The 19,487-nt window shown below is 31.3% G+C and carries 18 protein-coding genes; 15 read left to right on the forward strand and 3 right to left on the reverse strand.

Going from position 1 to position 19,487, the window contains the following annotated elements; all coding sequences use genetic code 11:
- The first annotated feature begins 41 nt into the window (after positions 1-41).
- Positions 42-1,400 (forward strand): tetratricopeptide repeat protein, encoded by a 1,359-nt coding sequence (locus EV195_RS05390; RefSeq protein WP_132793729.1) that lies wholly within the window; start codon positions 42-44, stop codon positions 1,398-1,400.
- A gap of 1 nt (position 1,401) precedes the next feature.
- Here EV195_RS05390 and EV195_RS05395 read toward each other — a convergent pair whose 3' ends face one another.
- Entirely contained in the window at positions 1,402-3,135 is a 1,734-nt protein-coding gene (locus EV195_RS05395) for a sodium:solute symporter family protein (RefSeq protein ID WP_132793731.1), read from the reverse strand.
- 128 nt (positions 3,136-3,263) lie between these two features.
- Between EV195_RS05395 and pfkA the strand changes: the two genes are divergently transcribed.
- Both pfkA and gap read left to right on the forward strand, forming a co-directional pair.
- On the forward strand, positions 3,264-4,250 hold the full coding sequence (gene pfkA / locus EV195_RS05400; RefSeq protein WP_132793733.1) for a 6-phosphofructokinase: 987 nt from the start codon (positions 3,264-3,266) through the stop codon (positions 4,248-4,250).
- A 32-nt stretch (positions 4,251-4,282) separates the two neighbouring features.
- Positions 4,283-5,275, forward strand: coding sequence for a type I glyceraldehyde-3-phosphate dehydrogenase (gap, locus tag EV195_RS05405; RefSeq protein WP_132793735.1), 993 nt, complete (start codon positions 4,283-4,285; stop codon positions 5,273-5,275).
- A gap of 92 nt (positions 5,276-5,367) precedes the next feature.
- Here the strand turns inward: gap and EV195_RS05410 are convergent, their stop codons facing one another.
- The gene (locus tag EV195_RS05410; protein WP_132793737.1) at positions 5,368-5,748 is read right to left on the reverse strand and encodes a RidA family protein; all 381 of its coding nucleotides are present in this window, start codon (positions 5,746-5,748) and stop codon (positions 5,368-5,370) included.
- 11 nt (positions 5,749-5,759) lie between these two features.
- Positions 5,760-8,459, reverse strand: coding sequence for a putative LPS assembly protein LptD (locus EV195_RS05415; protein WP_243693072.1), 2,700 nt, complete (start codon positions 8,457-8,459; stop codon positions 5,760-5,762).
- 163 nt (positions 8,460-8,622) lie between these two features.
- Between EV195_RS05415 and EV195_RS05420 the strand changes: the two genes are divergently transcribed.
- The 12 genes from EV195_RS05420 to EV195_RS05475 all read left to right on the forward strand — a co-directional run bounded on the left by EV195_RS05420 (position 8,623) and on the right by EV195_RS05475 (position 19,485).
- Positions 8,623-9,948: an N-acetylmuramoyl-L-alanine amidase family protein gene (locus tag EV195_RS05420; RefSeq protein WP_243693073.1), complete on the forward strand. Its 1,326-nt coding sequence runs from the start codon at positions 8,623-8,625 to the stop codon at positions 9,946-9,948.
- Positions 9,949-10,014: 66 nt separating this feature from the next.
- Positions 10,015-10,980 (forward strand): MlaD family protein, encoded by a 966-nt coding sequence (locus tag EV195_RS05425; RefSeq protein WP_132793743.1) that lies wholly within the window; start codon positions 10,015-10,017, stop codon positions 10,978-10,980.
- A gap of 84 nt (positions 10,981-11,064) precedes the next feature.
- Positions 11,065-12,414 (forward strand): 4Fe-4S dicluster domain-containing protein, encoded by a 1,350-nt coding sequence (locus EV195_RS05430; RefSeq protein ID WP_132793745.1) that lies wholly within the window; start codon positions 11,065-11,067, stop codon positions 12,412-12,414.
- Positions 12,415-12,428: 14 nt separating this feature from the next.
- The gene (locus EV195_RS05435) at positions 12,429-13,061 is read left to right on the forward strand and encodes a hypothetical protein (protein ID WP_132793746.1); all 633 of its coding nucleotides are present in this window, start codon (positions 12,429-12,431) and stop codon (positions 13,059-13,061) included.
- A gap of 31 nt (positions 13,062-13,092) precedes the next feature.
- Positions 13,093-13,872 carry a (Fe-S)-binding protein gene (locus EV195_RS05440; protein WP_132793748.1) on the forward strand — a complete coding sequence of 260 codons (780 nt, stop codon included), beginning with the start codon at positions 13,093-13,095 and terminating at the stop codon, positions 13,870-13,872.
- Between the two features lie 9 nt (positions 13,873-13,881).
- Entirely contained in the window at positions 13,882-14,496 is a 615-nt protein-coding gene (locus EV195_RS05445) for a hypothetical protein (RefSeq protein WP_132793750.1), read from the forward strand.
- Positions 14,497-14,500: 4 nt separating this feature from the next.
- On the forward strand, positions 14,501-15,463 hold the full coding sequence (gene menA / locus EV195_RS05450; protein ID WP_132793752.1) for a 1,4-dihydroxy-2-naphthoate octaprenyltransferase: 963 nt from the start codon (positions 14,501-14,503) through the stop codon (positions 15,461-15,463).
- A gap of 22 nt (positions 15,464-15,485) precedes the next feature.
- The gene (locus EV195_RS05455; RefSeq protein WP_132793754.1) at positions 15,486-16,304 is read left to right on the forward strand and encodes a DUF4349 domain-containing protein; all 819 of its coding nucleotides are present in this window, start codon (positions 15,486-15,488) and stop codon (positions 16,302-16,304) included.
- Positions 16,301-16,978: a metal-dependent hydrolase gene (locus tag EV195_RS05460; protein WP_132793756.1), complete on the forward strand. Its 678-nt coding sequence runs from the start codon at positions 16,301-16,303 to the stop codon at positions 16,976-16,978. Before EV195_RS05455 ends, EV195_RS05460 begins: the two co-directional genes overlap by 4 nt.
- Position 16,979: 1 nt before the next feature.
- Positions 16,980-17,498, forward strand: coding sequence for an SRPBCC family protein (locus EV195_RS05465; protein WP_132793758.1), 519 nt, complete (start codon positions 16,980-16,982; stop codon positions 17,496-17,498).
- A gap of 4 nt (positions 17,499-17,502) precedes the next feature.
- Positions 17,503-18,543: an o-succinylbenzoate synthase gene (locus EV195_RS05470; protein ID WP_132793760.1), complete on the forward strand. Its 1,041-nt coding sequence runs from the start codon at positions 17,503-17,505 to the stop codon at positions 18,541-18,543.
- A gap of 6 nt (positions 18,544-18,549) precedes the next feature.
- Positions 18,550-19,485, forward strand: coding sequence for a CPBP family intramembrane glutamic endopeptidase (locus EV195_RS05475; RefSeq protein ID WP_132793762.1), 936 nt, complete (start codon positions 18,550-18,552; stop codon positions 19,483-19,485).
- The last annotated feature ends 2 nt before the right edge of the window (positions 19,486-19,487 follow it).

Genomic DNA, 19,487 nt, shown 5'->3' on the forward strand with positions numbered 1-19,487 from the left:
TTCTTGTAGTAGATTTATATAGGAACACAAACTTACATCTTATGTCTTTATCAAAGTTTGAATCAATGTTAAAAACTAATGATGTATATTTCTTTGATGCTACTGAATTTGAAGAGATTATTCAGCATTATTTAAATATAGGAAAACATGCATTAGCCAAGAAAGCTATTCAATTAGGTTTAGCTCAACATCCGCACTCAATTACGTTAAAATTACTAAAGATTGAAGTTTTCATTTTTGATGATGATTTTGAATCTGCTGTAGCTTTGATAAAAGAGATAGAGGCTGTAGAGCCTAATAATGATGAGTTATTTTTCCAAAAGGCAGTAATATTATCAAAGTATAAAAAACACGAAGAAGCTATAGAGGTTCTTAAAAAGTCGTTGGATTATGTTGAAGATCCAGTTGATGTTTGGGCTATGATTGGAATGGAGTATTTGTATATGGATGATTATGATAATGCTCGATTAAATTTTGCCAAATGTATCGATGTAGACTATGAGGATTATTCTTCTCTGTACAATATTGTTTATTGTTTTGAAATGCAAGAGGATTTTGAGCAATCTATTAGTTTTCTCGAGAAATATTTAAATAAAAATCCATACAGTGAGGTAGCATGGCATCAATTAGGAAAGCAGTATTTTGAAATTCAAGACTATGAGAATGCAATTAGAGCATTTGATTATGCTGTAATTATTGATGAAACTTTTATTGGAGGTTATTTAGAAAAGGCAAAATCTTTGGAGCAGGTAGGTCGTTTTGAAGAGGCAATTGAAAATTACTTAGTAACACTTGAATTAGATGATCCAACTGCTTATGCTTATGTAAGAATAGGAGAGTGTTACGAAAAATTAGGTGCACCAGGTACTGCAATAGAATACTACAAAAAAGCTGTTTATGAAGATCCTTTGTTGGATAAAGCTTGGTTATTATTAACAGATTTATATTACGATGCAGAGAACTATCATAAAGCAATTTATTATATAAATAAAGCTTTACAAATCGACGATACTAATATTATGTATTGGAGAAAGTATGCAGATATTAATATTAAGCTTAATTTTTTTGAGGAAACAGTTAAGGCTTATCAAATGTGTATTGATCTTGGAGATATTGATATAGATGTCTACATAGCGTTGGCAGATGTATTAATTTTTCAAGGAGAGTTTAAAGATGCTCTTAAAATTTTAATCAAAGCAAAAAATATTTATAAGGAGTTTGCTGAATTAGAATATAGATTATTTGGTTTATTTATGATTGCTGAAAAAGAACAATACGCATACATGCATTTAAAAAATGCCTTGAGTATTGATTATGATGGCTTTTCAATTATCAATGAGTTGTTTCCAACACTGTTAGAGAAAGCAAGTGTTCAAAAAATTGTCGCTCAGTACTCTTAAACTAGTTTAAAAGTTTTCTTTTCCATAATTGTTGAATAATTAGCATGCATGCCAATGCTGATAAAGAAAGAATAATTGCTTTGGTGAAGTTTCCATATATCCAGTTACCAGTAGCAAATAAAAAACAATAAATTCCAAAAGTACCGGCAAAGAAAGCTATAACTTTACTACCCATATTTTTAAACTTACTGTTATTTCCGAAAATTAGTAGATTGAATTTTTCTAAAGTATCCTTAGACGAAGGTTTAGTTAGTAAGGTAACAATAATCCAACCTAAGGTAGTTATACTAACGCCAAAAACCAACTGCATATAACCAGGAATAGAAACTAACGGAGTTTCCATTTTTCCATTAATAAAAAAGAAAATAGCAATGATAAATGATATTCCCATGGCAGCAATTTCACTGTATGGATTTATCCTGTGCCAAAACCATCTTAAAATAAATAATAATCCTGTTCCTGCACCGATTTGCAAAAGCAAGTCAAAAACATCTTTAGCAGATTGTAGATAAAAAGAGAACAAAGCGGCAAAAATCATCAATAGAACTGTACTAATTCTTCCAACCACAACCTTTTGCTTTTCAGAAGCATTTTCATTTATAAAACGAGCATAAAAATCATTAACTATATAAGAACTACCCCAATTTAACTGAGTTGAAATTGTACTCATAAAAGCAGCTATAAGAGAAGTTAAAACGATTCCTAATAAACCAGCAGGTAAGTAAGTCATCATGGCTGCATAAGCAACATCTTCTCCTTGCATCTCCTTAGTTAAGTTAGGAAAAGTTTGATTAATGCTTTCTAGATCTGGAAACAAAACTAAAGAAGCAAGTCCAACTAAAATCCATGGCCAAGGACGAAGAGCATAATGAGCAAAATTAAAAAAAAGTGTTGCCCAAGTAGCGTTTTCTTCATCTTTTGCGGCTAGCATTCGTTGCGCAATATAACCACCACCTCCTGGTTCTGCTCCAGGATACCAAGTACTCCACCATTGAACTGCAAAAGGAATAATGAATAAGGTGATTAAGCTATCTGTATCTGAAAAATCAGGTAAGATGTCCAGTTTACTTGCTACTGAAGATTGTGATAGTAAAGTGTCAATTCCTCCTATTTCAGGAAGGTTTACAATATATATAGTTGCCCAAATAGAGCCAATCATAGCAATAATAAACTGCACAAAATCGGTTAGTAATACTCCTTTTAATCCTCCTAAAGAAGAATAAATTACCACAATTATAGAAGAGTAAATAAGTGTTTCAGCTTGACTAATTCCTAGTAGAATTGCGGCTATTTTTGCTCCAGCTAAGCAAACGCCCGCCATAGTAATTATGTTAAAAATAACACCCAAATAAATGGCTCTAAAACCTCTTAAAAAACCAGCTGTTTTTCCAGAATAACGCAGTTCATAAAACTCTAAATCGGTTGTTATACCTGATTTTCTCCATAATTTAGCATAGAAAAAAACAGTAAGCATGCCAGTTAACAACATTGCCCACCACACCCAATTTCCAGAAACTCCGTTTTTACGAACCAATTCTGTTACTAAACCAGGAGTATCAGCTGCAAATGTAGTAGCAACCATAGAAACTCCAAGTAGCCACCAAGGCATATTTCTTCCTGAAAGAAAAAATTCAGAACTGTTTTTTCCTGCTGTTTTAGAAGCACGAATTCCAATAAGTAATGAAATAACAAAAAAGACAATAATTACAGCGTAATCTAGAAAAGAAAGTTTCATAATTTTGGTTTGATTGCTAATGTAATTAAATATTTTAAAAAGCTTGAAAAAACTAGAAAAATCGAAAACGATTTCGCATTTTTATCAATGAATATTGTAAATAAGTAAGTAAATTTGAATTCGAACATATGGGAAAAAAAATAAAAAAAATAGCGGTAATGACTTCAGGAGGAGATTCTCCTGGAATGAACGCAGCCATTAGATCTGTCGTAAGAGCTTGTGCTTATTATAGAACAGAGTGTGTTGGTATTTACAGAGGATATCAAGGAATGATTGAGGGTGATTTTATAAATATGTCCGCAAGAAGTGTAAATAATATTATTCACAAAGGAGGAACTATTTTAAAGTCTGCTAGATCAAAAGAATTCATGACTAAAGAGGGTAGGCAAAAAGCTTATGAAAACCTAAAAGAACACGAGATAGACGGATTAGTTGTTATTGGAGGAGATGGTTCTTTTACTGGTGGAGTTGTTTTTAATAGTGAATACAATTTTCCCGTTATTGGAATTCCTGGAACTATAGATAATGATATTTATGGAACTTCTCATACTTTAGGATATGATACCGCATTAAATACAGCAATGGAAGCTATCGATAAAATTAGAGATACAGCTTCATCTCACAACAGATTATTTTTTGTTGAGGTTATGGGGAGAGATGCTGGATTCATTGCGCTAAATGCAGGTGTGGGTGCAGGAGCTGAAGAAATATTAGTGCCTGAGGAAGATTTAGGATTAGAACGCATGTTAGAATCACTGCAAAAAAGTAGACGTTCTGGGAAGTCTTCAAGTATTGTGGTAGTAGCTGAGGGAGATAAATCAGGAAAAAATGTTTATCAGTTAGCTAATTATGTAGAAGAAAATATGCCTGAATATGAAGTGCGAGTATCTGTGTTAGGGCACATGCAAAGAGGAGGTTCTCCTTCTTGTTTTGATAGAGTGTTAGCTTCTAGATTGGGAGTAAAAGCTGTTGAGTTTTTAATTGATGGAAAGTCAAACTTAATGGTAGGTTTACAGGACAATAAAGTGGTGGCAACCGACTTAGAAAAAGCAATTAAAGGACAACATTCAATAGATAAAGAATTATTACGAGTGTCAGATATTATGACAACGTAAAGAAGTATATATAAAAACAAACAAGTTAAAAAATGATAAAAATAGGAATCAATGGTTTTGGAAGAATTGGTCGTTTAGCGTTCCGTTCTGCCATACAAAGAGATAATGTACAAGTTGTAGCAATAAACGATTTACTTGATGTTGAGTATTTAGCATATTTGTTAAAGTACGATTCAGTTCATGGTCGTTTTGATGGAACTATTGAAGTTAAAGATGGAAGCTTAGTTGTAAACGGACAAACAATTCGAGTTACTGCTGATAGAAATCCAGAGAATTTAAAGTGGGATGAAGTAGGAGCAGAATATGTAATCGAATCTACAGGCTTCTTTTTAACGAAAGAAAAAGCAGGTTTACACATTAAAGGTGGAGCGAAAAAAGTAGTTATTTCTGCACCATCAAAAGATGCAAAAATGTTTGTTATGGGGGTTAATCATGACGAGTTAACTGCTGACGAAACAATTTTCTCAAATGCTTCTTGTACAACTAACTGTTTAGCACCTTTAGCTAAAGTTGTTCATGATAATTTCGGATTAGTAGAAGGTTTAATGACTACAATTCACTCTGCTACTTCTGGACAAGATGCAGTTGATAGTCCTAACTCAAAATGGAGAAGAGGTCGTTCTGTATTAAGAAATATGATTCCAACTTCTACAGGAGCTGCAGTGGCAGTTACTGAAGTAATTCCTGAGTTAAAAGGAAGGTTAACAGGAATGGCTGTTCGTGTTCCTACTGCTGATGTTTCATTGGTTGATTTAACTTTTAGAACGGAGAAAGCTACTTCTTTAAAAGAGATTTTAGCAAAATTAAAGGAAGCTTCAGAAGGAGATTTTAAAAATATTATTGGATACACTGAAGAAGAGGTTGTATCTCAGGATTTTGTTACTGATATCAGAACTTCTATTATCGATGCTGATGCAAGTATTGAATTAAACGAGAATTTCTTTAAAGTTATCTCATGGTATGATAATGAGTACGGATACGCAACTAAAATAGTAGATTTATTGGAGCATGCTGCTTCTATGTAAATATTTGTTAAGTTTAAATGATGAAAAAACCACATAGATTTCTATGTGGTTTTTTATTTAAATATATTTTATTAAGTCAAAGTAACTTACTATTATTTAATAGCTATCATACTAATTTCTACATTAACAAATTTAGGAAGATTTGCTACTTCTACAGTTTCTCTAGCAGGTGCATTTTCGTCATCAAAATAAGAGCCATAAACTTCATTAATTTGAGAGAAATTATGCATGTCAGAGATGAAAATAGAAGTTTTTATTACATTTTCAAAAGTCATTCCACCGGCTTCTAAAACAGCTTTCATGTTCTCCATTACTTGTTTTGTTTCTGTTTTTATATCATCTAAGACTAATTCTCCTGTTTCAGGATTAATAGCTATTTGGCCTGAAGTATATAAAGTATTTCCTGATAAAACAGCTTGGTTATAAGGTCCAATAGGAGCTGGAGCTTTACTTGTGTTGATTATTTTTTTCATTGTTGTTTTGTTTAAAATAAACGTCTATCTGGTGGCTGGTTTTTATCCCACTTCAAATCACTTAACATTGAAGATTTAATTCCAATAAAGAAATAATAAGAGGTGAATCTTCCAAAAGGAGTCCAGTTAAAATTAAACCTCCAACTATCTAAGTCTCTAGTAAAATTAAACGTAGCATTTGTAAATGCACCTTCGGTAAAGTTGTAACCAGAGTTAACTCCTAATTTCCATTTTGGGGTTAAATCTATGCTTCCATTAAAAGAGGTTACATGGTTTCTAATACCAGCAAAGTTGGTACCGTTGTTATTGTATATAATACTGTAGTTAAAGCTTAAATTCCATGGCATTTTATTTTGGTAAAGTTCAGCTACTTTTTCTTCTCTTTTACCAGTTTTGCCTGTTGAGGCTCTGTTAGCAAAATCTCTGTTAGGATTTATATCTGTTCCTAGTACATCTGGCAAATTATTACTATCTGTATTATCTTCTTTTTCTTCCTTTTTTTTGTCGTCTTTCTTTTCGAAATCTTTACTTGACAAAGAATATCCAGTGGTTAATGCTAAGTTTTCTAGTCTGAAAATTCCTGGATTGAATTTATTAATTCTAGTACCATTTGCGTCCTTTTGATAAGGATCTAAAGACCCCGTAAAATTAAGCATCATCTTATTTTTAAACAGAGGAATTCCCATATTGAAATTAACGTTACTCCAGCGTAAAGAATCAGCAGCAATATTATAAGTTGTGTTAAAATTTAAATTATTAATTAGATTTACTTTACGGTCTTCTTCATCGCTATCTTCATCTTTTGGTTTAACTTTAGCTTCAAGCTTATTGTTTATTGCAAATGTTAAAGCATTCGATATTCCCCCAGATGGTTCACTATAAATTCCTCCTTCAAAAGGAGTATAGGTTAATAAATCAGTGATATCATCACTTTGTTGAACAGTAAGTTCGTGTTGTTTTCTTAAATTAGGTCTGTAGCTCCACCCAATTGTAGGAGTTATTGTATGTCTAATAGCTTTAATTTTTCCTTTAAAAGAAAAATTACCATATATAACGGTGCTAAGACTGGTTCCAAAATTATATTGGTTAAATCGTTTAAAACCGCTAATAGTATCGTTAACTACTGTCCCTGATTTATTGGTAGTTGTGTTGGGAATTGTAGTATCATATCTTTTGTTGATACTATTAAAATACCAAACATCACTATAATTAAAAGTAGGGTTTAAAGTAAAGTATTTAAATACTTTAATATTGGTGTTAGCAGAAACATCATGCTTCATACCAGATTTTGAACCCTCGAACATTTTAGAGGTTAAGAAATCGTCTTCAGTGGTATTAATATCTAATCTACCTTGTAAATTATAGTTAACACCAATTTTTTGAAAAGGATTTTTCTTTATTCCTCCTTTTCCCGCAAAAGGATAAATTCTATCCATGTTTATTTGAACAGAAGGAAGTGTCATAGTTACTCTCTCATTGTTAGAGTTTTGTTGATGACTTAATGTAACAGTAGCATTAAAAGGTGTGCCGACAAATTTTTTGTAATAACTAATGGAAGAATTAAAACTGTTGTTAAACTGTTGAGATTGATCAATTTGATTTAAAGATTGTCTGAAAAACTGACTGCTACTACTAATATTTACTTGAGCTGATAAATTGGAATTTGGACTCGTTTTAGGATCCTGTCGATGGTTCCATGAGATATTGTAGTTTGCTGATTTAGAAAAATCACTAAACCCTTTTATACCATTAGTTAAGTTCTGATATCTAAAACTTAAACTTCCAGAATATTTGTAACGTACCCTATAGTTAGATCGGGAATTCATCGCCCAACTACCATTAGAATAAATATCACCAGTAAGCTCTAAATCAAAATAATCGTTTAAAGCGAAATAATACCCACCATTTTGTAAAAAGAAACCTTGTTGATTATTTTCTCCCCAAGTTGGAATTATAAATCCTGAAGTTCTTCCTTTAGTTAATGGAAAATAAGCAAAAGGTAAATACAGAGGTGTAGGAACATCTGCTAAAACTAGATTACTACCTCCCACAATTATCTTCTTTCCTGGAACAAGCTTTGCTTTATTTGTTGCAATATAATAGTCAGGTATTTTTTTCTTAGAAGTTGTAAATCGTAATTTACTCATATATACCGTAGAATCATTGACACGCTTGGTTTTTTCACCATAAGTTATCATTTCTCCTTGGACAGTTTTTATTCCGTAAATAAGCGCTTTTTCACTTTTGAAGTTGTATAAGATTGAGTCTTGTTCAGACTCTTGATTACCTTGTTTAAAAACTGGTCTTTGAACATAACCTGTGCTATCAACAATACCTGTAGCATATACAGTATTGTTTTTATAATCAATAATTATTTTTCCTGCTTTAAGGTTGATGTCTCCATAATCAACTTCAGCTTCATTATATAAGGTAATTGTTTTCTTTTTAGCATTTTGGATGGTGTAGTCTTTTGCATTGTGCAAAATATTATATTGAATAACTTCTTTAGGCTTAATAATCGAGTCTGAGCGAGTAGAGTCAATTTTCACATCAGGTTTATTCCCTTTTTTTAGTGCTATTTGAGCCTTGTTGCTTAGTGTTTTAGCAGAATCTTTTTTAACTACATCCTGTTTTGGAATTTCGTTTTTTTCAATTTCTTGAGCTAAACCTTTTTGAAAACAAAAAAAGGAGAAAACTAAAAGTATGTACAATGAATTTGCTTTCAATCCGATAAATGCTATTTTTGTGTTTAATAAAAGTATGGCTCAATCTTTGGAGTACCAAATTTCAGAAGCCAAAAATAGTTAAATTTTATTGATGCAATTCTTAAAATTCAGCAAATATAAAAGCAACGTATCGACAATGTGTTTTGTTATGTTTTTAACATTATTTATTTCAAATCATTTTGAAGTAGATGCACAAAAAAAATATACTGTTGTTTTAGATGCAGGACATGGTGGTAAAGACCCAGGTAATTTGGGTAATGGATATCAAGAGAAAAAAATAGCTCTAAAAGTGGTTCTTGAGGTTGGTAAGCAGCTTAAGAAAAACAAAGATATTAACGTGATTTATACAAGAAATAAAGACGTTTTTATTGAATTACATAACAGAGCAAAAATTGCTAATGATAATAAAGCCGATTTGTTTGTGTCTATTCACTGTGACTCTTACACCAATCCTAAAGCTCACGGAGCAGGAACTTTTGTACTGGGTTTAAGTGGGAATAAACAAAATTTAGAAATTGCAAAACGAGAAAACGCTGTAATCTTATTAGAGGATAATTACAAGCAGAACTATGATTATGATCCAAATTCTCCTGAATCTGTAATTAGTTTGTCAATGTTACAAGAACAGAATTTAGATGAGAGTTTGGCATTTGCAGATTTAGTTCAAGATAATTTTTCAAGTGCTAAACGATTTGATCGTAGTGTAAAGCAAGACAATTTCCTAGTGTTAAGAGAAACGGTTATGCCTAGTGTTTTAATTGAATTAGGTTTTTTAACCAATAAAGCTGAAGGAAGTTTTTTAAATTCTAGCACAGGGCAATTAAGAATGGCAAGTGCTATAGCAAGAGGAATTGAAAAGTACATTGAGAGATTAAAATTAAATACTGTTCAAGAACAAATAGCTGCAAAAAAAGCAGAAGAAAAATCTAAAGAAACTAACGTAGTTGCAACTGTAGAAAGAACAAGGTCTTACAAAAGAGATACCACTTCTCAAAAACTATTAGACAAAAAAGATTTTAGTATTGTAGTTTCTGCGCCAAAGAAAGAAAAGGTTGAAGAAACTATTAAAGCACCAGAAATTAAAGAGGTAGTTAAAGAAAAAATTAAGGAAGAAACACCGAAAGAGAACACAACAACTCAAAAGGATACAACTGTAAAAGTCGAAGAACCAAAGCCTGAAAAAGTAGAACCAAAACCTGTTGTTAATCAGCCTGAAAAGATTGAATTTAAAGTTCAAATAGCAGCTTCTAAAAGGTATTTATCACAAGATAATTTTAACTTTAAAGGTTTAGAAAATGTAGAGGTTCTGGTAATTGACGAGTATTATAAGTATTACTATGGTTCTTCTGAAAGCTTTGCTAAAGTTAAAGAGGCTTTAGAAGAAGCAAAAAAAGCAGGTCACAATGATGCTTTTATTGTAGCTTTTTCAAATGGCACTAAAATATCTATAAGAGAAGCACTAAAAAAACAATAATTTAGAAAAAATCTAATCTATTCTCAAAAAAAATATTAGTAATTTCGTCACTACCAAATTTTGCTTATGTCAAAAGAACTCAAAACAGGAATAATAGCATTGTTAATTATAGCTCTAGGAATTTGGGGATATAATTTCATGAAAAGGCAAGATTTATTTAGTCCTAACTCCCGTCACTTTTTTGTGGAGTATAAAAATATTAATGGATTAAATGAGGCGAGTGTTGTAACAATTAATGGACTAAAAGTAGGTAAAGTAGATGCTATTAATTTTAATACCGACCCTGAAAAGAGAGGTTCTTTAGTGGTAAGGTTATCTCTTGAGGATGATTTTGAGTTTTCAAAAAATAGTATAGCTAAAATTTACTCAGCTGGTTTAATGGGAGGGCAAAATTTAGCAATTATTCCTAGCTATGAAGGAGATATGGCTGTTACCGGTGATTATTTAAAAGGACAAATAGAGTCGGATTTAATTTCTTCTTTTGGAGAAAAGTTAAATCCATTACAGTCTAAGATTGAAAGAGTTTTAAATCAAGCCGATTCTTTATTAACGGGTATAAATCAAGTTTTAGACAAGAAAGCAAGACAAAGTTTAAACAGAAGCTTGTTAGGTATTGAAAGTACTGTTACAAGTCTTAATAAAACAATGGTTTCTTTTAATAAATTAGTTGAGGAAAACAAAGTCAAGATTGATGTAACTTTAGATAACACCAAGAAAATCACAGATGATTTTTCAAAAGTATCAGCAGATTTAGCTAAAGCAGATTTAGGTGCTACGGTTAAAAAATTAGAAACTACCTTAGACAATGTAAACTCCTTAATGAAAGGAATTAAGGATGGTAAGGGTACCATTGGTAAATTAGTTTCTGATGAAAAACTGTATACAAACCTTGCTAATGCAACTAAAGAAATGGAAGAGTTGCTTAGAGAAATGAAATTAAACCCTAAACGTTTTGTTCATTTTTCATTATTTGGTAAAAAACCAAAACCTTATAATGAAGATAATAATAGCAATAACGTAAGCAATCAGTAAGAAATTACTATATAAACAAACACTCATAACAAACAACTATACGGTAGTTTTTAATTATTTAAATTTTTTAATCAACTTTTTTACATGGAAAAATATATACCAAACATTTTTTTTGCATTTATATTAATTGCAGGTATAGGGTATTTTGTGATGAATGTTCGAAAACTGATTCGCAATATTAAATTAGGAAAAGACATCGATAGAACCGACCGAAAACCAGAACGATGGAAGAACATGGCAAAAATTGCTTTAGGGCAATACAAAATGGTTCGTCGTCCAGTTTCTGGAGTTTTACACATTGTTGTATATATTGGTTTTATTCTAATCAATATCGAATTATTAGAAATCGTAATTGATGGTTTGTTTGGAACACATAGGATATTTGGAAGTCCTTTAGGAGGATTTTATAACTTTTTAATTGGAAGCTTCGAAGTTCTAGCTTTTTTAGTTCTTGTTGCTGTAATTGTTTTTTGGTTTAGAAGAAACATTGAAAGAGTGAAACGTTTTATGAGCCCGGAAATGAAAGGATGGCCAAAGAATGACGGAAATATTATTTTATATTTTGAGGTTGTTTTAATGACTCTTTTCTTAGTGATGAACGGTGCTGATTTGCAACTTCAATTATTAGAAGCTCCTCATTATTATCATGAAAGTGGAATAATAGGTTCTTTTCCAATTAGTAGTTGGTTGACAACTCCATTCTTCGAAAATTATTCTATAGAAAGTTTGATGGTGTTTGAAAGAACAGCTTGGTGGTTACACATCGTAGGAATTTTAATTTTCTTAAATTATTTATACTACTCAAAGCATCTACATATTTTACTAGCTTTCCCAAACACATTCTTTGCAAACTTAAATCCAAAAGGACAATTTAATAATTTAGCTTCTGTTACGAATGAAGTAAAAATGATGATGGACCCTGATGCAGATCCATATGCAATGCCAGAAGAAACTGGAGAAGAGGAAGTTCCTGAAAAATTTGGAGCATCAGATGTTACCGATTTAAATTGGGTGCAATTAATGAATGCCTACACATGTACAGAGTGTGGTCGTTGTACTTCATCTTGTCCTGCAAACCTAACAGGTAAGAAATTATCGCCACGTAAAATTATGATGGACACTCGTGATCGTTTAGAAGAAGTGGGTAAAAATATTGACGCTAACGGAGGAGAGTTCAAATCAGACGGAAAGCAATTATTAGATGATTATATCACAAGAGAAGAATTATGGGCTTGTACTAGTTGTAATGCTTGTGTTCAAGAATGTCCTGTAAATATAGATCCGTTATCTATCATTATGGATATGAGAAGATATCTTGTAATGGAAGAGTCTGCTGCACCTCAAGAGTTAAATATGATGATGACTAACATTGAAAACAATGGTGCACCTTGGCAGTATAGCCAGATGGATAGATTAAATTGGAAAGACGAATAACTAAAGCTGTAAAGATGAACTTAAAATTAATTAAGAAATATAGCTTTAGTTTTATAATTTGTTTTCTAATTACCTCGGTGTCGAGTTTTTCACAAGAGATTAATGAAATAGCTAATAAGATGTTTGTTGATATGAACAATAGAGATTATGATGCTATTTTAGATATGACACATCCAAAAGTATTTGATATTGTTCCAAAAGAACAAATGAAAGCTGTTTTAAAAAGCACTTTTGAAGGTAGTAATGAGTATTCTATTGATATTCCTAAACAGATTCCAGAATTTAAAGTTTCTAAAGTTTACAAGGAAGAAAAAGACAACTTATCGTATGCTTTTATAACGTATAATATGAGCATGACAATGACTTTTCATCAACAAACTTTTGACGCTCAGACTAAAGAAATGATGAAAGGTGTTATGCAAGCTAAAGATATGGATGTTACTTTTACGTCAGATAGTTCAATGAGTGTTTTGATGAATAATAGAATGACTATTATTATGAAAGATACTGCTACAGAAAACAAATGGGTAATGATAAATTACGACCCAGATTCTCCATTGTTTTATAAGATTTTACCAAGTACTCTTTTAGAAACAGCTAAAGTCTACAAACAAGAGATAATGCTAGAAAGTAAAAAGAAAAAATAACATTAAAGATCAACTTAAACGATACAATATTATGAACGTACCAACAATGGCAGATATGATGGCTCAAGGGAAACAACCAGAAGTGTTGTTTTGGGTTGGAGCTGCAGGAAGTTACGATGATAGAGCTAAAAAAATAACAAAATCTTTTGTAAAGATTTTACACCAAGCTAATGTTGATTTTGCAGTATTAGGAACCGAAGAAAGTTCAACAGGAGATGCTGCTAAGAGAGCCGGAAATGAGTTTTTGTTTCAAATGCAAGCAATGACAAATATTGAAATATTAAATGCTTACGAAGTAAAAACAATTGTTACTTGCGATCCGCACTCTTTTAATACATTAAAAAATGAATATCCTAGTTTAGGAGGCAAATATGAGGTGTACCATCACACACAATACATTAATAAGTTGATTGCAGATGGTAGATTAACAATTGAGGGAGAAAACTTAAAAGGAAAGCGTTTAACATATCATGACCCTTGTTATTTAGGTCGTGCGAATGATGTGTATGAAACACCTCGTGACTTAATTAAAAGATTAGGTGTTAAGTCAACAGAAATGAAGCGTCATAAATCTACTGCTTTATGTTGTGGAGCTGGTGGAGCACAAATGTTCAAAGAGCCTGAAAAAGGTGATATGGATATCAATATTTTAAGAACTAAAGATGCTTTAGAAACAAATCCTGAAATTATAGCAACGGGTTGTCCTTATTGTAATACTATGATGACTGATGGTGTTAAGTTTCACTTGAAAGAAGACCAAATTGTTGTAAAAGATATTGCAGAATTAATTGCGGAAGCTAACAATTTATAATTTAAAACTATGAATAAGAAAATTGCATCTCTATTATTTGCATTGTTATCATTTGGACTATTAAATGCTCAAGATTCAGCTATGGACAAAATGGCAATGGAAATCTGTGAGTATTTTACTAAAAACGAACAAGAGTTCAAAAATATGAGTACAGATGATTTGACTGCTAAATTAGGAGTTCAAATGGTGCAATCGTATTTAAAATACCAAGATGATTTAGCTAAAGAAGGAATTAAGTTCGACTTAACCAAAGGAAGAGCTGAAGGTGAAAAAATGGGAGCTAAAGTTGGTGTGGGTATGATTAAATTTTGTCCTGATGTATTAATGGCAATTGCTGGAGATGAAGATTATGAAGAAGAAGCTACAGAATCTTATTTGGAAGGTACTTTAAAAAAGGTTACTGGAGAAGATTTGTATGTAGTGGAGGTCAAAGATACTGATGGTAAAACTCAAAAGTTTGTTTGGCTAACTAATTTTGAAGGTTCTGATAAATTGATAGAATTAGGAAAGGAAGTGAAAGGAGTTAAAGTTGGAATTACCTATACCAATCTTGAGTACTTTTCACCAAAGTTAAAAAAGTATATCGTGCGTAAGAAAATTACACGATTAGAATTTTTAAATTAAATACATGTTTAAAAACTTTATAAAAGCGGCTAGGTTACGAACCTTGCCGCTTTCTGTTTCAGGGATTATCGTTGGAAGTTTTTTAGGGGTTTGGTATCCTATAAATAATACCTTAAATAAGGTTAATATAGAAGGTGAAACTGTTTTTACAGTTAATCATATAGATATAGGATATTCCTTAATTATTTTTTCTCTAGCTATTTTAACTACAATTGGATTTCAAGTTTTATCCAATTTTGCAAATGATTATGGAGATGGAATCAAAGGGACGGATAAAGAAAGAGAAGGAGAAGTAAGAATGGTAGCTTCGGGAGCTATTACTCCTCAACAAATGAAGAAAGCTATGATTTTCACGACAGTCTTTACTTTAATTGTGGCTATAGCTTTAATATATGTTGTTTTTGGTAAAGATAATTTTGGGTTTTCATTATTGTTTTTTGGTTTAGGTATTGCTTCTATAGTAGCAGCAATTAAATATACTGTTGGAAATTCAGCTTATGGTTATAGTGGTTTAGGAGATTTATTTGTGTTTCTTTTTTTTGGAATTTTAGCTGTAGTTGGAACCTATTTCTTGTTTACTAAACAATTAAACTTTACCATATTTTTGCCAGCATTTACTATTGGAGCATTGAGTACTGCGGTACTGAATTTAAATAATATGAGAGACCGAGTAAATGATGCCAAAGTTGGAAAAAATACACTAGTCGTAAAAATAGGTAGTGAATTCGCTAAATATTATCACTATTACCTAATAGCTTCATCATTTTTATTTGCTTTGCTATACGTGGTTATTCATTTTAGAAGTCCATTTCAATTTTTATTTATCATAGCTTATGTTCCATTAATTAAGCATTTGTTTTTTGTTGAAAAGAACAAAGACGAACGTTTATTAGATGGAGAGTTAAAGAAAGTGGCGTTAAGTACTTTTTTATTTGCATTGCTTTTCGGACTAGGAAACGTTTTGTAACTTTAGAGGAAAAGTAAGCAAAATGAAAAACATAATTTACATTTATATTACTGTGCTATTTTTAATTAGTTGTCATAGTGAAAGTAATAGTTTAAAAGATATTGGAGAGCTACCAAGTTATGAGGTAGAGCACGCTATTTTTAATTATACTCAACCTAATAAAGAGAAAATCCAAACTGTACAAAGAAAACTGATAAAGAGAGGTAATGTTTCTTTTGAAGTTGATGATTTAAGTGTAACTACAACTAACATAAAAACCTCGGTAAAAAAGTTCAATGGATATATAGCAGAGGAAAAAAGCGAAAAAGGATATTACAGTAACGATGTTACCATTACAGTTAGAGTACCAAACACCAATTTTGATACCTTTTTAAGTGAAATTTCCAAAGGTGTTAAAGAGTTTGATGAAAAAAACATTAGCGTAAGCGATGTAACTGAAGAGTTTTTAGATGTTTCGGCTAGAATCAAAACCAAAAAAGAATTAGAGAATAGATATTTACAACTTTTAGCGAAAGCAAAAAACGTTAAAGAAATTCTTGAGGTTGAAAAGGAATTAGAGCAAGTTAGATCAGATATAGAAAGAGCTGAAGGACGACTTGAATTTTTAGAGAACAATGTTTCATTCTCTACTTTAAAAATTAAATTTTACAAGAAAATCGAACAGAAAATAACTGAAGATAGTTTTGGTGGTAATATTTTAAAAGCCTTTAAAGATGGTTTTGATGGTTTAAAATCACTGTTTTTATTTTTAATTACTATTTGGCCATTATTAATTATTACTACTGCCATTTATATTTTTGTTCGAAGAAGATTAAAAAACAAACAACAACTTAATTCATGAAAATAACATTCTACGGTCATGCCTGTTTTGGTATTGAAATAGAAAATAAACACATTGTAATAGATCCATTTATAACTGGAAACTCAGCTGCATCACATATAGATATTACTAAAATAAAAGCAGATTATATTTTAGTAACACATGCACATCAAGATCATATTTTAGATGTTGAAGCTATAGCAAATAACACAGGAGCACTTATAATTTCAAACTATGAAATATATCTGCATTACACAGCAAAAGGGCTCAAATCTCATCCTTTAAATCATGGAGGAACTCTAAAAACCAGAGTTTTTTCTACAAAATATGTTAATGCGGTGCATACTTCTTCTTTTCCTGATGGAAGTTATGGTGGACAACCAGGTGGGTTTGTTATAACTACAAATGAAAAATCATTGTACATAGCTGGGGATACTGCTGTAACTATGGATATGAAATTAATTCCGATGACAACGAAGTTAACAGCATCTATTTTTCCAATTGGAGACAATTTTACCATGGGAGTGGAAGATGCTATTATAGCTTCTGATTTGGTAGAATGTAATAAAGTAATTGGTTGTCATTTTAATACATTTCCGCCAATAGAAATTAATGTTGATGATGCTAAGAAAAAGTTTTCAGGGGCAAATAAAGAATTGTTAATCCTAGAAATAGGTCAGTCTATAGAAATTTAAAATGAAGATAATCAAAATAATTTTAGGAGTCATAATATCGTTTGCTGTTATTTTCTTATCAACAGGACTTATTTTTAAGGAAACAGCTTACACGACTCAAGTAGAGGTTCAGAAGCCTTTAGAAGAAGTATTTGCTTTATTCAATGATAGTTCAAAAATTACTAATTGGATACCAGAGTTACAATCAATTGAACCTATTGATGTAAAACCTGAAAAAACAGGTAGTACTTATAAAATGGTTGTTGAAAATAAAAACGGAGAGAAAATTACATTACAAGAGAAAGTAATGGCGTATGTTCCTAACGAAAAAGTAACATTGTTTTTTAATGCTGAAACCATGCTGAAAACAGATGACTATACATTTAGTTTTGATAATGGTATTACTACAATTACAAATAATTCCGTTTGTAGAGGGAATTCGTATTTAGTGAGTTGTGTTTTTCCTTATTTCAAGTCAGTTTTTAAAGAGCAAGACCAAGGATATTTAAATAATTTCAAATCATATATAGAGAAAAATTAATAGTTTGACTCAGGCTAAATTTTACAGGTATATTCTAGAATTTAAACGTCCAAGCGGAACTTCTAGAGGAGTTTTAAAAACCAAGGAAACATTTTTCTTGTTGTTAAAAGACGGAGAAAAACAAGGTGTTGGTGAATGTGGGTTATTTCGTGGATTAAGTATTGACGATCGCCCTGATTACGAAGAAAAGCTACAATGGGTTTGTAATAATATTCATTTAGGTTTAGAGGAACTCTTAAAAAACACTACTGAATTTCCTTCAATACAATTTGGTTTAGAACAGGCATTTTTATCGTTAAAAAGTGATGATAAATTTGAGTTGTTCCCTTCGGATTTCACAAAAAAGCAAAGCCCAATTTCAATAAATGGATTGATTTGGATGGGAGATAAACAATACATGAAAGAACAAATTCAAGATAAGATTGAACAAGGTTTTTCATGTATAAAAATGAAGATTGGTGCGATTGATTTTGAAGAAGAGCTACGGTTACTTAACTATATTCGAGACGAGTTTACTGAAAAAGATATTGAACTACGTGTTGATGCTAATGGAGCTTTTTTACCTGAAGAAGCATTTGTTAAACTTGAAAAATTATCCAAGTTCAAACTACATTCTATAGAGCAACCTATCAAACAAGGTCAGTGGCAAGAAATGGCTAAGCTGTGTGAAACTACTCCATTGCCAATTGCTTTAGATGAGGAGTTAATTGGCGTTTTTTCAATAGCTGATAAAAAGAAGTTAATCGAAACTATAAACCCTCAATACATAATTTTAAAACCAAGTTTAGTTGGTGGATTTGCAGGAAGTAAAGAATGGATTAATCTTTCGGAAAGCAAAAATATTGGTTGGTGGATAACTTCTGCACTAGAAAGTAATATAGGACTTAATGCTATTGCGCAATGGACGTATACATTACATAGCAAAATGCCTCAGGGTTTAGGAACTGGAGGTTTATTTACAAACAATTTTGAGAGTCCGTTGGTTGTAAATAAAGGTGGATTACTATACGATTCGAAGTTACAGTGGGACTTTAATTTAATTTAAAAGAATATGAATTACATTCAACAAGCTTATAAAGGAGATTTAGGATTTTGGAAATACATTGTGATTCCTTTTTTGTTTATTGGAATTGTGATTTTAAACATGGTTGCTATTGAAGTGTTTGATATTGATCAAAACGCAACTATAAAGAAAGAGATAGCTGATAAAGGTGAAAATTTGGTTTTATTTGAGTCGATGATAACCTTTGTTGTATTTCTAGGGATGTTACTTTTATGGGTAAAATACATTCATAGACAAACCATAACTTCACTAACAACTTCAAGAAAAAAGATTGATTGGAAACGTATCTGGTTTGCCTTTTTTATATGGGGTGGGATTACTGCAGGTTTTGTTTTTGTTGGATATTTTTTAGAACCTGAATCTATGAAGTGGAATTTCCAGCTAAATAAGTTTTTAGGCCTTTTTTTAATTGGAATTATAATGATACCTATTCAAACGAGTTTTGAGGAATATTTGTTTAGAGGATATCTTTTACAAGGAATTGGAGCTAAGTTTAAGAGTAGAATGATTCCGCTAATTATTACTTCCGTTATATTCGGATTATTACACATTGCTAACCCAGAAGTTGGAAAACTAGGCTATGTGGTAATGGTGTATTATATAGGAACAGGTTTGTTTTTAGGAATAATTACATTGTTAGATGAAGGGTTGGAATTAGCTTTAGGTTTTCATGCTGCTAACAACTTAGTCGGAGCTTTATTAGTAACAGCAGATTGGACTGCTTTTCAGACAAATTCTATTTTTAAAGATGTATCTGAACCAGATGTTTATTTCGATATTTTAATTCCTGTTTTAGTTTTTTACCCTTTATTACTATTGTTATTTGCCAAGAAGTATTCATGGTCTAATTGGAAAGAAAAAATAGCAGGAAGAATTGAAAAACCTAACCTTGAGACTGAAGAGAAAACTCAAGAATTAGCTTAGTT

The sequence above is a fragment of the Tenacibaculum skagerrakense genome (assembly GCF_004345825.1).
GTDB classification, from domain to species: Bacteria; Bacteroidota; Bacteroidia; order Flavobacteriales; family Flavobacteriaceae; genus Polaribacter; species Polaribacter skagerrakensis.

What these genes read in the sequence shown, in the direction of transcription:
- EV195_RS05390 (WP_132793729.1), top strand. Translation starts at nt 42, where the DNA reads ATGTCTTTATCAAAGTTTGAATCAATGTTAAAAACTAATGATGTATAT.
- EV195_RS05395 (WP_132793731.1), bottom strand. Translation starts at nt 3,135, where the DNA reads ATGAAACTTTCTTTTCTAGATTACGCTGTAATTATTGTCTTTTTTGTT.
- pfkA (WP_132793733.1), top strand. Translation starts at nt 3,264, where the DNA reads ATGGGAAAAAAAATAAAAAAAATAGCGGTAATGACTTCAGGAGGAGAT.
- gap (WP_132793735.1), top strand. Translation starts at nt 4,283, where the DNA reads ATGATAAAAATAGGAATCAATGGTTTTGGAAGAATTGGTCGTTTAGCG.
- EV195_RS05410 (WP_132793737.1), bottom strand. Translation starts at nt 5,748, where the DNA reads ATGAAAAAAATAATCAACACAAGTAAAGCTCCAGCTCCTATTGGACCT.
- EV195_RS05420 (WP_243693073.1), top strand. Translation starts at nt 8,623, where the DNA reads ATGTTTTTAACATTATTTATTTCAAATCATTTTGAAGTAGATGCACAA.
- EV195_RS05425 (WP_132793743.1), top strand. Translation starts at nt 10,015, where the DNA reads ATGTCAAAAGAACTCAAAACAGGAATAATAGCATTGTTAATTATAGCT.
- EV195_RS05430 (WP_132793745.1), top strand. Translation starts at nt 11,065, where the DNA reads ATGGAAAAATATATACCAAACATTTTTTTTGCATTTATATTAATTGCA.
- EV195_RS05435 (WP_132793746.1), top strand. Translation starts at nt 12,429, where the DNA reads ATGAACTTAAAATTAATTAAGAAATATAGCTTTAGTTTTATAATTTGT.
- EV195_RS05440 (WP_132793748.1), top strand. Translation starts at nt 13,093, where the DNA reads ATGAACGTACCAACAATGGCAGATATGATGGCTCAAGGGAAACAACCA.
- EV195_RS05445 (WP_132793750.1), top strand. Translation starts at nt 13,882, where the DNA reads ATGAATAAGAAAATTGCATCTCTATTATTTGCATTGTTATCATTTGGA.
- menA (WP_132793752.1), top strand. Translation starts at nt 14,501, where the DNA reads ATGTTTAAAAACTTTATAAAAGCGGCTAGGTTACGAACCTTGCCGCTT.
- EV195_RS05455 (WP_132793754.1), top strand. Translation starts at nt 15,486, where the DNA reads ATGAAAAACATAATTTACATTTATATTACTGTGCTATTTTTAATTAGT.
- EV195_RS05460 (WP_132793756.1), top strand. Translation starts at nt 16,301, where the DNA reads ATGAAAATAACATTCTACGGTCATGCCTGTTTTGGTATTGAAATAGAA.
- EV195_RS05465 (WP_132793758.1), top strand. Translation starts at nt 16,980, where the DNA reads ATGAAGATAATCAAAATAATTTTAGGAGTCATAATATCGTTTGCTGTT.
- EV195_RS05475 (WP_132793762.1), top strand. Translation starts at nt 18,550, where the DNA reads ATGAATTACATTCAACAAGCTTATAAAGGAGATTTAGGATTTTGGAAA.